We start from the raw sequence: 13,861 nt of genomic DNA on the forward strand, positions 1-13,861 counted from the left end.
GCCCGCCCCGGGCTCAGGAATGGAAGAATGCGACGCCGAGGTCGGGGTGGTCGACGAAGACGCCGTCGACGCCGGCGTCCCGGATCACCGCCCACTCGGCTTCCCAGTCGCCGAACGCCCCGGGGCCGCCGCGCGTACGGAACTGGCCGATGAGGAACCGGTTCTCGGGGCGGCACGTCCACGTGAACACGCGCAGGCCGCGGTCGTGCGCGTCGGCGACGACCCGCGAGGGGCCGGCGGTGCGCCCGAGGCGGTCGGGGCGGAGGATGGTGCGCTTGTCGACGCTGATCCCGTCGACGCGCCCGACGAGCGCGTCGAGCCCCGCAGGCGCGGCGGTCTGCCGGTACGTCAGCGAGGCCTTGCCGTGCGCGCTGAAGAGGTCGAACGGGCGCCCGGCGTCCTCGAGCAGATACACATAAGACCCTCGGATGCCGCGTTCCTGAAGCGCGTACAGCACGGTCGACTCGAACGACTCGATGGTGAGCGGCAGCGCGCCCGCCGCCCAGCCCGCCTCGCGCAGCTCGGCGTCGACGAGCGCGGCGACGTCCCACCCGATCGATGCGAAGTAGGTCGCGTGCTTGATCTCCAGCACGACGCCGATCTCGCGGCCGAACTCGAGCGAGGCGTCCCGCGCCGCGTCGAGCACGTCGCGCAGGCGCAGCACGGGCTGCTCGTCGTCGAAGCTCGCGCTCGTGGGCCGCACGTCCGAGATCCGCTCGCGACACCGCAGCGTCGCCAGCTCGTCCCACGTGAAGTCCTCCGTGAACCACCCGGTCAGCTCGGCCCCGTCGACGTACTTCGTCGTGCGCCGGTCGGCGAACTCCGGACGGTCGGCGACGTCCGTGGTCCCCGAGATCTCGTTCTCGTGCCGCACGACGAGCACGCCGTCCTTCGACACGACGACGTCGGGTTCGACGGCGTCCACGCCCATCTCGAACGCGAGGGCATACGACGAGCGCGAGTGCTCGGGGCGGTACCCGGGGGCACCGCGGTGTCCGATCACGAGGGGATGTCGGTGGGGCACCGTTTCAGCGTAACGACGGGCGTCCGCGAAAGCGGGGGACGCAGCATCCGTTCATAGTCCACTCACAGCACTCGTCGGTGCCGTCGAATCCCCCGTCGGCTAGTGTTGATCAACAGCATCGTGCTGGGATTCCCTTGACATTGGAGTGTGAGAGCAGTGGCCCTCAACAACCCCGCGTTCAACAACCCGGCCTTCCAGGACCCGAAGGCCGTGCAGACCTACCCCGGAGGTCCCCAGGCGGCGAACCTGGGCGGACAGTCGCAGTTCCAGGCGGCGCAGCACGCCGGGACGGATGCTGCGGCCCAGGCGCAGCTCGAGGGCATGTACGCGGCACCGTCCGCGGGTGCCGTCGAGACCGGCCGCATGTCGTACGAAGACACCATCTGGAAGACCGTCGGCCTGTTCGCGGTGCTCCTCATCACCGCGGCCGTCGGCTGGGTGTGGACGATGGCCGGCGTCAGCGCCGTGAACCCCCAGCCCTCGATCCTCCCCTGGATGATCGGCGCGCTCGGCGGTTTCGTGCTGGCGATGGTCGTCATCTTCACGTCGCGCAAGAAGATCCGCCCGGCGCTCATCTTCGCCTACGCCGCTTTCGAGGGCCTCTTCGTCGGCGCCATCTCGGCGTTCTTCGAGTTCCTCTGGCCCGGCATCGTCGTGCAGGCCACGCTCGCCACGCTCGCCGTCGTGGGCGTGACGCTCGCCCTGTTCGCCAGCGGCAAGATCCGCGCCTCGAAGCGCGCCACCAAGGTCTTCATGATCGCGATGATCGGCTACCTGGTGTTCTCGCTGGTGAACATCTTCCTGATGATCTTCAACGTCCCGATCGCGGGCGGCGCGTTCGGCCTGCTGAGCGAGCAGAGCCCGCTCTTCGGCATCCCGTGGGGTGTGCTCATCGGCGTCTTCGTCGTCATCATGGCGGCGTACTCGCTGGTGCTCGACTTCGACCAGATCCAGCAGGGCGTGCGCAACGGCGCTCCCCGCCAGTTCGGCTGGCTCGGCGCGTTCGGCATCATGGTGACGGTCGTCTGGCTGTACCTCGAGATCCTCCGCATCCTCGCGATCGCGCGCGGCAACAACTGACGCCCCGCGCTCCGCTTCGAACGGCCGCCCGGTTCTCCGGGCGGCCGTTCTGTTCTGTGCGCACCGCGCTTAGGCTGAAGGCGATTCGAGGAGCGGCATGTCTCCACGTCGTATGGCCTTCGGTGCGGTCGCGGTGCTGCTCGTCGCCCTGACCGCCTGCTCAGGAGGCCCCGTGACCGAGCCCACGCCGTTTTCCCCGACGCCCGCGCAGCCGACGCCGACGCGCACACCCTTCGAGACGACCCCGCGCAGCCCGATCGCACCGACGGGCGAGCCGGTCGCCGTGCCGCCCGCGCGCTGGGACGCCATCGTCGCCGACCTTGCCGAGCGCGGGGTCACCGGCACGCCCGAGCTCGTCTCGGCGCACGCCGTCACGTGGAACAACGGCGCACTCGGCTGCCCGTCGCCCGGCGTCTCCTACACACAGGCGCTCGTCGACGGCATGCGCATCGTCGTCGAGGTCGACGGCACCATCTACGACTACCGGTTCGGCACCACGAACACCCCGAAACTCTGCACCCGCTGATACGGAAACGGATGCTGCCGCCCTGGGCGGCAGCATCCGTTTCTCATTTCACGCAACGAGGTGGCGCCCCGCCCTGCGACGGGACGCCACCTCGCGTCGTGCGGCTTACTTGGCCTTGACCAGGAGCGCCTCGTCGGCGCCCGCCGCGTTGTCCTGCACGACGACCATCACACCGAGCGGCTTCTGCGCCGAGAACGCCGCCCCGTTCACGGTGACGGGAACGTCGATCGTGCCGCCGACCGGAACCGACTCGAACTGGCCGTTTCCGAGCGCGGGGGCCCACGGGTCGTAGCTCGCCAGGGCATCGATCGCGTCCGAGCCGTCGTTGACCGACGAGAAGCTCTGGACGGTGTATTCGAACCCGCCCTCGCTGATGCCGAGGTCGCTCGCGACCACCGGAAGCAGGATGGTGCTGCTGTCGGTGGGCGCCACCGCGTTGAAGCCCGCGGCGAACACCTCGCCCGTGGCCACCTCGTACTCGAACACCTGCGAGATGCCGTTCGCATCACCCGCGGTCACCAGGCCGCCGTCGGCGGAGAACACGATCCAGTCGGGCTCGCCGTCGCCGTTCGTGTCGATGACCACATCGAACTCGTTGGCTGCCGCGTTCGACCACCGGCTGTGGGTGTTGACCGCGAAGACGAGGAGCTGCTCGCCGTCGCCGATGTCGAACGACTGCACGCCCGCGGCCCGCAGGTCGTAACCGGTGTCGGTGAACGACTTCGGCGCGTCCTTCGCGTCTTCCAGGCCCCACGTGTAGAAGTCCGCCTGGCCCGCGAAGGCGCCCTGGTTGTTCTTCAGCGTGACCGCGACGTCACCGTCGACCGGCGTGTTCTTCTTCGTGACCTTGAGGTCGCCCACTGCCGAGACGGCGGTCGTGGAGCGCGGCACCAGCAGGTACGGCACCCGCAGAGTTCCGGCCGCCGACGTGAGCACCACGTCGCCGGAGAACTCGTAGAAGGCGAACCCGCCGACGCCCGAGCTTCCCACGGCAGTGGCCGGGGCGCTGAGGTTGACGGCGACCTTTTCGGAACCGCCCGGTTGCACAGTGACCTGGCCAGGGCTCGCCGTGACGGTCGCGGACTCCGACTGGGCTGACGCCTCGACGCCCACGCTGTAGGTCACCGGTTCACTGCCGTAGTTCGTCACCGTCACGGTCTTCTTGCCCTGGAAGGTCTTGGCGGTCTCCTGGAACCCGAAGCTGAGCGCCGTCTCACGGAGCTTGCCGTCCTCGGTGCGGAACGAGTCGCCCGTCGCCGTCACCTGCTCGGCGACGGCCTGCGCCGCGTCGACCAGACCCACGCCGCCGCGGACGAGGTTCTGGCCCACGACCTTCTCGGGGTCGGCGGTCGAGACCAGCACCGACGAGACCTCCGCGGCCGACCAGGCGGGGTGTGCTTCGACGGCGAGAGCCGCGACACCCGCCACATGCGGCGCGGCCATGGACGTTCCCGAGATGGTCGCCGGACCGTTGCCGGTGCCGACGCCGGTCGAGACGATCGAGACGCCCGGTGCCGCGACGTCCACTCCGAGCGCGCTGTCGCCGCTGCGGGGACCGCTCGAGCTGAACGAGGCGTACCCCCGGAAGCCCGGGTTCTCGAGCGGCGCCGGCGCCACAGTCGCCTCCGCGTCGTCGACGAGCTTCGGCCCGTCCGACATGCGAACGCCGAGGAACGGGATGGTGACCGTGTAATCGTCGCCGGTGTCAGGGTTCTCGGTGATCTCGCCCTCGAACGGCGGGTAGTCGTTCGTCGTGTTGATCATGACGGCCGCCGCCGCGCCCGCCTGCTGCGCGAAGATCGCCTTCGCGACGCGCGCGCAGACGCCGCGGGTCGAAACGGCGAGCTGGTTGCCGCCTACCGTGACCCCGGCGTAGTTGTAGGCCGCGACCGAGCAGCCGAGCGCCTCGTTCTCCTCCGGGGTGGCGGGGTTGTCGGTGAGACGCACCACGGTCATCGCGGGAAGCCCCGTGAGGACCGCCCCGTTCGCGTTGATGGCGGGCACCGCGACACCGTCGACGGTGATGAGGGCACCGGGGAACGTCTCCGTGCTGTCGACGGCCGCCACCGAGACCACCCCGTCACCGTTGCCGGCGAGGTACGGGCTCGGGCCCTCGTTGCCCGCGGACTTCACGACGACGACACCGGCGCCGATGGCGTTCGCCGCGGCCACCTCGTCGGGGTCGTCGCCGCGGCCGAAGGGCGAGCCGAGCGACATGTTGATGACGTCCATGCCGTTGTCGACCGCCCAGTCGATGGCCGGCACGACCACGTCGGTCGAACCGCCGCAGCCGAAGACGCGGAGTGCATAGAGGTCTGCCTGCGGCGCGACACCGGGTCCGATGGTCCACTCGGCGGACGCCGTGGACTCGTCGTACGGGCCCGCGTAGGTCTCGCCGTCGGCGGTGACGCCGCTGCCCGCCGCAGTGCCGGCGACGTGGCTGCCGTGCCCGTTGCAGTCGAGGGGGTTGGCGTCGGGCATCGGGACCGGCTGGTAGTCGTCCCCTGCGCCGGGGTCGGCGTTGTACGAGTCGCCGACGAAGTCCCAGCCGCCCTTGATGCGCGGGGCGTTCGGGCCGAACTGCGCCGGGTCGGCCGGCTGCGTCTCGGCCGCGTTGGCCGCCGCGTAGGCCTCGGGCGTGCCGATGCCGCCGAAGTTCGCGTGGGTGTAGTCGATGCCGGTGTCGATCACCGCCACCTTGATGTTCTCACCGGTGTACCCCGTGTTCTGCCACACCTGCGGCACACCGAGGAAGGGGACCGACACCGCATTGTCGAGCGTGTAGGTCTTCACCGCGTGGACCGCGACGACGTTGGGGAGGGCCGCGACGGCGTCGACCTGGTCTGCGGGGATGTTCAGCTGGATGCCGTTGTAGGCGGACTGCATCGTCGCTTCGATCCGGCCGTCCTTCGCCTTGATCGTGCCGGCGATGGCGTCCTGATTCTTCTTCAGCGAACTCTTGATGGCGCTGCGCTCGGCCGCCGTCAGGTCGCTGCCCTTCTTGGCTTGAGCCACGGCGACCGGATCGCCGGCCATTTCGACGATGACGGTCACCCGACCGTCGGCGCCGACGCTCAGGGGCCGCACGGTCGTGCCGACCGGGCCCTTGGTGTCCGATTTCTCGAATCGCGACGACGGCTCGTCGTCAGGGGTGGCGGCCATCGCCGCGGTGGGAGTGCCGATCGCGAGCGCGAGCGCGCTGACGACGGCCAGGGAACGTCGGAACAAAGGGGGAGCCTGCTTTCTCGTTCACGAAAACCGCGAGGGGTACGCCGCACGCTATGCGCGAACTCTCAAAACATCAACAGAGATCTCCCAGGTTGAGCAGACCGCTCAACAAGGCACCCCGGAGCCACGGCGTTCTGCGCATCACGCACTTCCGTCGAGGCGCTCCGCCCACCGTGCGCAGCCGGCGAGCGTTGTCCGTCGCGGTTCTGCTCAGAGCGGAACGGCCTCGGCTTCGCACGCCCTGGCGTCTTATCGTGAGCGCATGGCCGAGATCATCCCGCTGCCGGCGAAGGCCGCGCGCCCCGCTCGTGAGCCCGAGCCGCTCTGGCGCGATGCGCTGGGCGAGCGCCTGCGCAACCTGCGCCATGAACGCGGCGAGCGCCTCGCCGACACCGCCGACCGTGCCGGTGTCTCGCCCCAGTATCTCTCCGAGATCGAACGGGGACTCAAGGAGCCGTCCAGCGAGATGATCGCCGCGGTCGCCGGTGCGCTCGAGGTGACGCTGATCGAACTGACGGCGGGTGTGGTCGACGACCTCCGTTCGCGCGCGACCGAGCGGGCGGTCGTCGGATGCCGCGCCTCCTACGCCCTCGCCGCGTGACCGGCCGGTCGTGCCCCTGGTCGATGTCTCGGGCCGTCGCTAGCCTGGCCGAGTGACTCCCGCGAAGTCCGAAGCCGAGATCCTCGACATCGGCGGGAACGAGGTGCGAATCTCGAGCCCGGCCAAGATCGTGTTCCCCGAAGCGGGGATCACGAAGCTCGACGTCGTGCGGTACTACCTCGCCGTGGCCGACGGCGCGCTCCGGGGCGCAGGCGGCCGCCCGATGGTGCTCAAGCGCTTCCCGAAGGGCATCGACCAGGAGCCGTTCTTCCAGAAGCGCGTTCCCGAGAACCACCCCGACTTCATCGACACCGCGACGCTGCAGTACGCACGCGGAACGTCTGCCGAAGAGGCGGTGATCCGGGATGCTGCGGGCCTGGCCTGGGTCGTCAACCTCGGCTGCCTCGACCTGAACCCTCATCCTGTCCGCGCCGAAGACCTCGACCACCCCGACGAGCTCCGCATCGACCTCGACCCGATGCCGGGCGTGGACTGGTCGCAGATCGTCGACGTCGCCTTCGTCGCCCGCGATGTGCTCGACGAGGTCGGACTCGTGGGCTGGCCGAAGACGAGCGGCTCGCGCGGGATGCACATCCTGGTGCGCATCGCGCCCGAGTGGGACTACAAGCAGGTGCGCCTCGCCGCCGAGACCCTCGCCCGCGAGGTCGAGAACCGCGCACCCGGGCTCGCGACCGCACGCTGGTGGAAGGAGGAGCGCGGCGAGAGCGTGTTCGTCGACTTCAACCAGAACGCCAAGGACCGCACCGTGGCGTCCGCCTACTCCATCCGACCGCTTCCCGACGCGCGCGTGTCCGCCCCGCTCGACTGGGCCGAGGTGCGCGATCGGCGACCCGCGGAGTTCACCGTACTCACCGTACCCGCGAGGTACGCCGAGGTCGGCGACCCGCACGCCGGTATCGATGACGCGGTCGGCACGCTCGACGGGCTGCTCCGTCTCGCCGAGGAACTCGGGCCGGCCGAGAAGCCGCCGCGGGGCGGCGACGGGTCGGGGCGCCGCCAGTCGACGATGCCCCTCATCGAGATCGCCCGCACCAAGACCAAGCCCGAAGCGCTCGACGCCCTCGAGGAGTGGAAGAGCAGTCACGCGTCCGTCGTGGCGCAGCTGCATCCCGCCGACGTGCTCATCGACGGGATGCGCGGATCCAGCTCGCTCTGGTATCGCGTGCGCGTCAACCTGCAGCACGTCCCCGAGTCCGAGCGTCCGCCGCAGCAAGAGCTCCTCGTCGACTACGACCCGTGGGAGGGGAAGACCTGGCCCGGGGCACCGCCAGGGCGGTAGAGCACGGCATCCGCGAGGCCATAGGCGACGGCGTCGGCAGCGGTGAATACGCGGTCGCGGTCCGTGTCGGCCCGCAGCTTCGCAGCATCCTGTCCCGTATGCCTCGCGAGGATCTCCTCCACTTCGCCGCGCACCCGCACCAGTTCGTCAGCCTGGAGGATCAGGTCGGGGATGGCGCCCCTCCCCTGGCCCGCCGGCTGGTGCAGCACGATGCGCGCGTGCGGCAGCACGGACCGCTTTCCGGCCGCGCCCGCGGCGAGCATCACCGCACCGACGCCGATCGCCTGCCCGACGACGGTCGTGGCGACGTCAGGCCGCACGTGCTGCATCGTGTCGTACACCGCGAGCATCGCCGACGGGTCGCCGCCCTCGCAGTTGATGTAGAGCTGGATGTCGCGCTCCGGACTGTCGGCGTCGAGGTGCAGCAGCTGCGCGATGAGGGCGTTCGCGACGCCGGCGTCGATGCCCGTGCCGAGGTACACGACCCGCTCGGCGAGCAGGTGCGAGTAGACGTCCATGATGCGGTCGCCGCGCGGATGCTGCGCCACGACGTTGGGGATCGTGTACGAGCTCATGCCGCCACCTCCGCCGGTCCGAGTCCGAGCCCCGCCGGGCGTCGCCGCCGGGGAACCACCTGCGCGAACGAATCGACGATCCCGTCGATGAACCCGTAGTCGCGGGCTTCCGCGGCGGTGTACCAGCGGTCGTGCAGCGAGTCCTCGAAGATGCGCTCGACGCTCTGCCCGGTGTCGCGGGCGATGAGGCCGAGCACCGTGTCGCGCATGTGGCGCAGGTCGTCGGCCTGCACTTCGACGTCCACGGCCGAGCCGCCGATGCCCGCTGAGCCTTGGTGCATCAGGATCCGCGCGTGCGGCAGCGCGCGGCGCTTGCCCCGGGCGCCCGCCGAGAGCAGGAACTGCCCGGCGCTGCACGCGAGGCCGAGGGCGAGGGTCGCGACATCGTTGGGGATGAGGGTCATGACGTCGCGGATCGCGAGCATCGAGGGAACAGAGCCACCGGGCGAGTGGATCCAGAGCGCGATGTCGGACGCCTCGTCCTCCGCCGCCAGTGCCAGCAGCTGCGTCGCGATCAGGGTGCCGTTGTCGTCGTCGAGCGGGCCGTCGAGCACGAGCACGCGCTGGTGGAACAGCTCGCGCCGCGCTTCGGCCCCGAACTGGGGGATCTTGCCTTCTTCTGCCATGCCCTCAGCCTGCGCCGGCCCGCGGGTCGAGGCATCGGGTTCCGCTCCTGGCGGCTCTGCCGAGGGCGGATAGACCGCGCTGTCAGGCCATGGCGCGGATGCGCCATGTCGCACTCTGGGCAGGTCGCGCGGGGTCGCTCGTGGCGCCGGCGCATCAGACTCGGACCCATGCGTCCCCCACATCGCACTCGGATCGCGGCCGTCATGGCCATCGCCTCCGCGACCGCACTGGTCGCCGGACTCGTCGCTCCCGCCGCCTCCGGCGCGGAGCCCCCTGCCCCCATCCTGACCTCGCCGGTCGGTGAGACGCGAGCCCTCACGCTGATCACCGGTGACCGCGTCGAGATCACCGACACCGGCGACGGGCGCTACGCCGCCACCGTGACGCCCGGCCCCGGCCGCGAGCGGGTCACCTTCCAGACCCTCCAGGTCGACGGCGTGCTGAAGGTGCTGCCGAGCGACGCGGTGCCGTTCATCGCCTCCGGCCTCGTCGACGAGCGGCTGTTCGAGGTGAGCACCCTGCTCGACGACGGCTACGCCGACCTCGACGCGCTCCCGCTCATCGTCTCGTGGTCGCCGGGCACGCGCGCCGCGTCGATGGAGGTGGCCGGTGCCGAGCAGGTCCGCGCGCTCCCCAGCATCGACGGCGCGGCCCTGTCCGCCGACGCCGACGAGCTCGGCGCCGTCTGGGATTCCCTCACCCCGGGCACCACGATCGCCGAGGCGCCGAGCAAGAGCGCCGAGCAGCGCATGGCGGGCGGCATCCAGCGGGTCTGGCTCGACGGTCGCGCGAGCGCTTCGCTCGACCGGAGCGTGCCGCAGATCGGCGCCCCGGAGGCGTGGGATGCCGGCTACCGCGGCGCCGGCGTCACGGTCGCGGTGCTCGACACCGGCGTGGACGCCGAGCACCCCGACCTGACCGGTCAGCTCGACGAGGTCGTCGACTTCACCGGCAGCGAGTCGGGCGCGGCCGACCGCGTCGGCCACGGCACCCACGTCGCGGCCACGATCGCGGGCACGGGTGCGGGTGCGGAGGGCACCCGGCCGGGCGTCGCGCCCGAAGCCGACCTCATCATCGGCAAGGTGCTCGACGACACCGGCTCAGGGTACGACTCGTGGATCATCGCGGGCATGGAGTGGGCGGCAGAGAACGCCGACATCGTCAATATGAGCCTCGGCGGCGGTCCTACCGACGGCACCGACCCGCTGAGCCTGGCGCTGGACGCGCTCTCGGCACAGACCGACGCGCTCTTCGTCGTGGCGGCGGGCAACGACGGCATGGACGGCGCCGTCTCGACGCCCAGCACGGCGGACTCCGCGCTGTCGGTCGCCGCGGTCGACCGCGACGACGCGCTGGCGGAGTTCTCCAGCCGCGGGCCGCGCACGATCGACGGCGCCCTCAAGCCCGAGATCAGCGCCCCCGGGGTCGGAATCATCGCCGCACGCGCCGCCGGCACGTCGATGGGCTCGCCCGTCGACGCGCTGTACACGGCGGCCAGCGGCACCTCGATGGCGACGCCGCATGTCGCCGGTGCCGCCGCACTCCTCGCGCAGCAGAACCCGGACTGGACCGGTCAGCGGCTCAAGGATGCGCTGATCAGCACGGCGAACCCGAACCCCGGCCTCGGTGTGTACGCGCAGGGCGGCGGTCGCGTCGACGTCGCCCGCGCTGTCGCCCAGCAGGTCACCGCCACCGGAATCGCGGACTTCACGGTCGTGACCGATGACGAGAGCCAGGCGCAGGAGCGCACCGTGACGTTCCGCAACGAGGGCGCCGAAGAGGTGACGCTCGACCTCGCGATCGAGGCGGAGAACCTCGACGACAACGGCGCCGGCACCACCGCGTTCTTGGCGCCGGCCCAGGTCACCGTGCCCGCGCAGGGCACGGCAGATGTCGTGGTGACCCTGGATCCGTCGGGCCTCGACCGTGGGCGGTGGAGCGGTGCGCTCACCGCGACCGGAGCCGACGGCATCCTGGTCCGCACCGCCATCGGCGCCGTGCGCCGAGCTCCCAGCCACACCGTCACGATTCGCGCGATCGGCTTCGACGGCGGCGCCACATTCGTGCCGTCACTCTCGCTCATCGGCGACCAGCCGGGCACCGAGTATCTCGGCTATCTCGAGATCGCGGAGGACGGCACCGTAGAGGTGGAGGAGGGCACGTACATCGCGCAGGCGATCATCGAGGACTACACGAACGCGCAGGCCGAGCGCACGGGCACGATCATCCTGCCCGACATCGAGGTCACCTCCGACATGGAGGTCGTGCTGGACGCCCGCAAGGTCGTGCCCGTCACGATCACGACGCCCGAGCCGTCGGAGCAGGAGTCCGTGATCAGCTGGTACACGCACCGCACCTTCCCCAACGGCCGCGACATCCAGCACGGCGTCATGTCGTTCTCGCGCACGATGCCGTGGGTCACGCCCACCGACCCGGTGCGCGAGGGCGGGTTCGAGTTCGCGTCGCGCTGGCAGCTGGTGCGGCCCTCGGCGATCGTGACGGTGCCCGGCACCCAGCTGCAGCCGCAGACGGCGCTCCTCGGCGACTCCGCTGTGCTGCCGAAGCCATTGCGCGCGGAGCTCGTCGCCCCGGGCGCGGCGGACCTCGAGGGCGTGGGCGGCAGGGTGGCGATCGTGGACGCCCCGGACCAGGGGCTCGAAGGCGACCAGGTGCGGGCGGCCGCCGAGGCCGGCGCGAAGGCGGTGATCCTCGTTCGGCCGACGGCGAACAGCATCTTCACGGTGTTCGAACCGGGCGCGGAGACGACACCGATCCCCGCGATCGTCGTCACGGCTGAAGACGGCGCCGCGCTCATCCGCCACGCTCAGCAGCCCGGCCCGCAGCAGGTGACCGTCGAGGCGAGCCGGATCAGCCCGTACCTCTACGACGTGATCCAGGTGTCGCCCGGCGAGATCCCGGATGTCGTCCACCACACGGTGACGGAGAGGAACAGCCACCGCGTGACGACGACTTACGTCGAAAGCGGCGGCCTGCCGTTCGCGCGGGAACAGCGCTTCGGATGGCGCCCCTGGATGGAGTACGCCTGGAACGACCAGCAGCGCACCGTGGCCACCGGTCACGTGCGTGAGGAGTGGGTCTCGGCCGGCGACTCGCTTTGGCAGCACCAGGTGCTGCACACGTGGCAGAACTGGTTCGGCCGCGTCTCGGGCGGTATGACGGGCCCGGTGCGCAGCTACGACGCCGGACGCTCGGCCGAGCGCTGGTTCGATCCGGTGGTGCGTCCGGGAGCGGTCGCGGGTGCGCCTTCGACGCGGACCGGGGATCGTCTCGCCCTGCGGGTGGCCGACCTCCTCGACGCCGAAGGCCACGTCACGGTCGGCGATGTCGTCTCGGCCGCCCGGGTGTACCGCGACGGCGAGCTGCTCGCCGAGCTCCCGCACGCCCGGCAGGGCGTCGACGTCCCCGCCGGGGCGGGCACGTACCGGGTCGAGCTCGACGTCTCGCGTGAAGACCCCGAGTGGGAGCGGGCCGTCCGCTCGTCGACGGCGTGGACGTTCCCGTCCGCGCGTCCGGCTGAGGGCACGACCACCGAGCTGCCGCTGCTGCAAGTCGCCTACGACGTACCGACCGACGACGAGGGGCACGCCACGAAGCGCGCCCACCGGATCGGCCTGCAGGTCACCGACCAGGGCGGGAAGGTGCTCTCGGGCGCGACTCTGACCGCCGAGGTGTCGTTCGACGACGGGGCGACGTGGAGGGCGCTGCAGGTCGAGGACGGCAAGAAGGGGTTCTCGGCTCAGGTCCCGGCGGGCACCGCGCCCGTCACGCTGCGGGTGACGGCTACCGACGGCTCGGCCTCGCTGACGCAGGAGGTGGTGCGCGCCTACGCGCGGCGCTGAGCCGGGGTCGAAGCGGGGCGGTCAGAGCCACCCGCGCCGCGCCGCCTGATAGGCGAGCGCGGTGCGGGTGTCGACCCCGGCGAGGGACATCAGCCGGTCCAGGCGCCGCTGGACGGTGCGCCGGCTGATGCCCAGCTGGCTCGCGATCGACTTGTCGGGAAGGCCGGCGACCACGAGAGACAGCAGCAGGCGCTCAGCGTCGCCGATGCCATCGCCCGGGGCGCTCCGTCGCCCCGGGTCGTCCCCGCCCTCCGGCTCGTCGAGCAGCCCCGAGACCGGCAGCGGACTGGCGCGGTCCCAATGCCCCTCGAAGAGGTCGATGAGGGCGTCGAGCAACTGGCCGCCGCCGATGATCGCGGCGCTCGGCTGTCCGAGCTCGCGCTCCCGGTCGTGGGTGAGCGGGCAGATGGCGGTGCGCCGGTCGACGATCGCGAGCCGCACCGGGAGCACCGGGGCGACGCGGGCCTCCTCGCCCCACGAGATGCCTTCGCGCACGCTGTCGAGCTCGCCCGGTCCTTCCAGCAGCGCCCGCTCGTAGATCGCGCGGTAGCGAACGCCGCGGGCGAGCGCGTCGCGCTCCTCGGTGTTGTCGGCGCCCTGCATGGCGAGCGGGTTCGCGCGGCAGAACCAGAGGATCTCCTCGCGAGCGCCCTGCTGCAGGTCTCGCAGCCGCTCGCGGAGCGCGCCGGCGCCGATCACGACCTCCACGACGTGGTCGGCGTCGCGACGCCGGGCGACGGCGCGGAACTCCTCGCTGAGCGCTGCCACCAGCTGGCGGTCACCCTCGAGCGACTCCTGGCGCCGCAGCAGCGCCGTGCCGAGCGCGACGTCGGGCGGCTGCGGCCGGAAGACCGGGTCGTTGCCCTGGCGCACGACGAGGCCCTTGGCCTCGAGCCGCAGCAGCACGTCGCCGGCGACGCCCGGCGCGAGCCCGGCGACTTCGGCCAGCTGCTCGACCCGCGCACCGGCGAGGCCGACGAGCATGCGGTACGCGTTCTCCTCGACGGGTTCCAGCAGCGACTCCTGCATCGGCTCCTCCG

General features: G+C 71.2%; 10 protein-coding genes. 5 read left to right on the top strand and 5 right to left on the bottom strand.

Going from position 1 to position 13,861, the window contains the following annotated elements; all coding sequences use genetic code 11:
- Window positions 1-13 precede the first annotated feature (13 nt).
- Window positions 14-1,024: a glycerophosphodiester phosphodiesterase family protein gene (locus JNB61_RS13205; RefSeq protein ID WP_220339920.1), complete on the bottom strand. Its 1,011-nt coding sequence runs from the start codon at window positions 1,022-1,024 to the stop codon at window positions 14-16.
- A 156-nt stretch (window positions 1,025-1,180) separates the two neighbouring features.
- Between JNB61_RS13205 and JNB61_RS13210 the strand changes: the two genes are divergently transcribed.
- Window positions 1,181-2,104 carry a Bax inhibitor-1/YccA family protein gene (locus JNB61_RS13210; protein WP_220288482.1) on the top strand — a complete coding sequence of 308 codons (924 nt, stop codon included), beginning with the start codon at window positions 1,181-1,183 and terminating at the stop codon, window positions 2,102-2,104.
- Window positions 2,105-2,201: 97 nt separating this feature from the next.
- Window positions 2,202-2,630: a hypothetical protein gene (locus tag JNB61_RS13215; protein ID WP_220339921.1), complete on the top strand. Its 429-nt coding sequence runs from the start codon at window positions 2,202-2,204 to the stop codon at window positions 2,628-2,630.
- Between the two features lie 105 nt (window positions 2,631-2,735).
- Here the strand turns inward: JNB61_RS13215 and JNB61_RS20305 are convergent, their stop codons facing one another.
- Window positions 2,736-5,858: a S8 family peptidase gene (locus tag JNB61_RS20305; RefSeq protein ID WP_275952229.1), complete on the bottom strand. Its 3,123-nt coding sequence runs from the start codon at window positions 5,856-5,858 to the stop codon at window positions 2,736-2,738.
- A gap of 262 nt (window positions 5,859-6,120) precedes the next feature.
- Between JNB61_RS20305 and JNB61_RS13225 the strand changes: the two genes are divergently transcribed.
- The gene (locus tag JNB61_RS13225) at window positions 6,121-6,459 is read left to right on the top strand and encodes a helix-turn-helix domain-containing protein (protein WP_220339922.1); all 339 of its coding nucleotides are present in this window, start codon (window positions 6,121-6,123) and stop codon (window positions 6,457-6,459) included.
- A gap of 52 nt (window positions 6,460-6,511) precedes the next feature.
- Window positions 6,512-7,759: a non-homologous end-joining DNA ligase gene (gene ligD, locus JNB61_RS13230; RefSeq protein WP_220288338.1), complete on the top strand. Its 1,248-nt coding sequence runs from the start codon at window positions 6,512-6,514 to the stop codon at window positions 7,757-7,759.
- Here the strand turns inward: ligD and JNB61_RS13235 are convergent.
- Together JNB61_RS13235 and JNB61_RS13240 are read right to left on the bottom strand one after the other, a co-directional pair.
- Entirely contained in the window at window positions 7,708-8,334 is a 627-nt protein-coding gene (locus JNB61_RS13235) for a ClpP family protease (RefSeq protein ID WP_220288337.1), read from the bottom strand. The two genes, ligD and JNB61_RS13235, sit on opposite strands and share 52 nt — an antisense overlap.
- Entirely contained in the window at window positions 8,331-8,960 is a 630-nt protein-coding gene (locus tag JNB61_RS13240) for a ClpP family protease (protein WP_220339923.1), read from the bottom strand. Before JNB61_RS13240 ends, JNB61_RS13235 begins: the two co-directional genes overlap by 4 nt.
- Before the next feature lie 168 nt (window positions 8,961-9,128).
- Here JNB61_RS13240 and JNB61_RS13245 point away from each other — a divergent pair, with 168 nt between their 5' ends.
- Complete coding sequence (locus JNB61_RS13245; RefSeq protein ID WP_220339924.1) at window positions 9,129-12,821, top strand: S8 family peptidase; 3,693 nt, start codon at window positions 9,129-9,131, stop codon at window positions 12,819-12,821.
- Between the two features lie 21 nt (window positions 12,822-12,842).
- Here JNB61_RS13245 and JNB61_RS13250 read toward each other — a convergent pair whose 3' ends face one another.
- Window positions 12,843-13,850: a helix-turn-helix domain-containing protein gene (locus JNB61_RS13250; protein WP_220339925.1), complete on the bottom strand. Its 1,008-nt coding sequence runs from the start codon at window positions 13,848-13,850 to the stop codon at window positions 12,843-12,845.
- Window positions 13,851-13,861: the final 11 nt, after the last annotated feature.

This window comes from Microbacterium ureisolvens (assembly GCF_019511645.1).
In the GTDB taxonomy this organism is placed as follows: Bacteria; Actinomycetota; Actinomycetes; order Actinomycetales; family Microbacteriaceae; genus Microbacterium; species Microbacterium ureisolvens_A.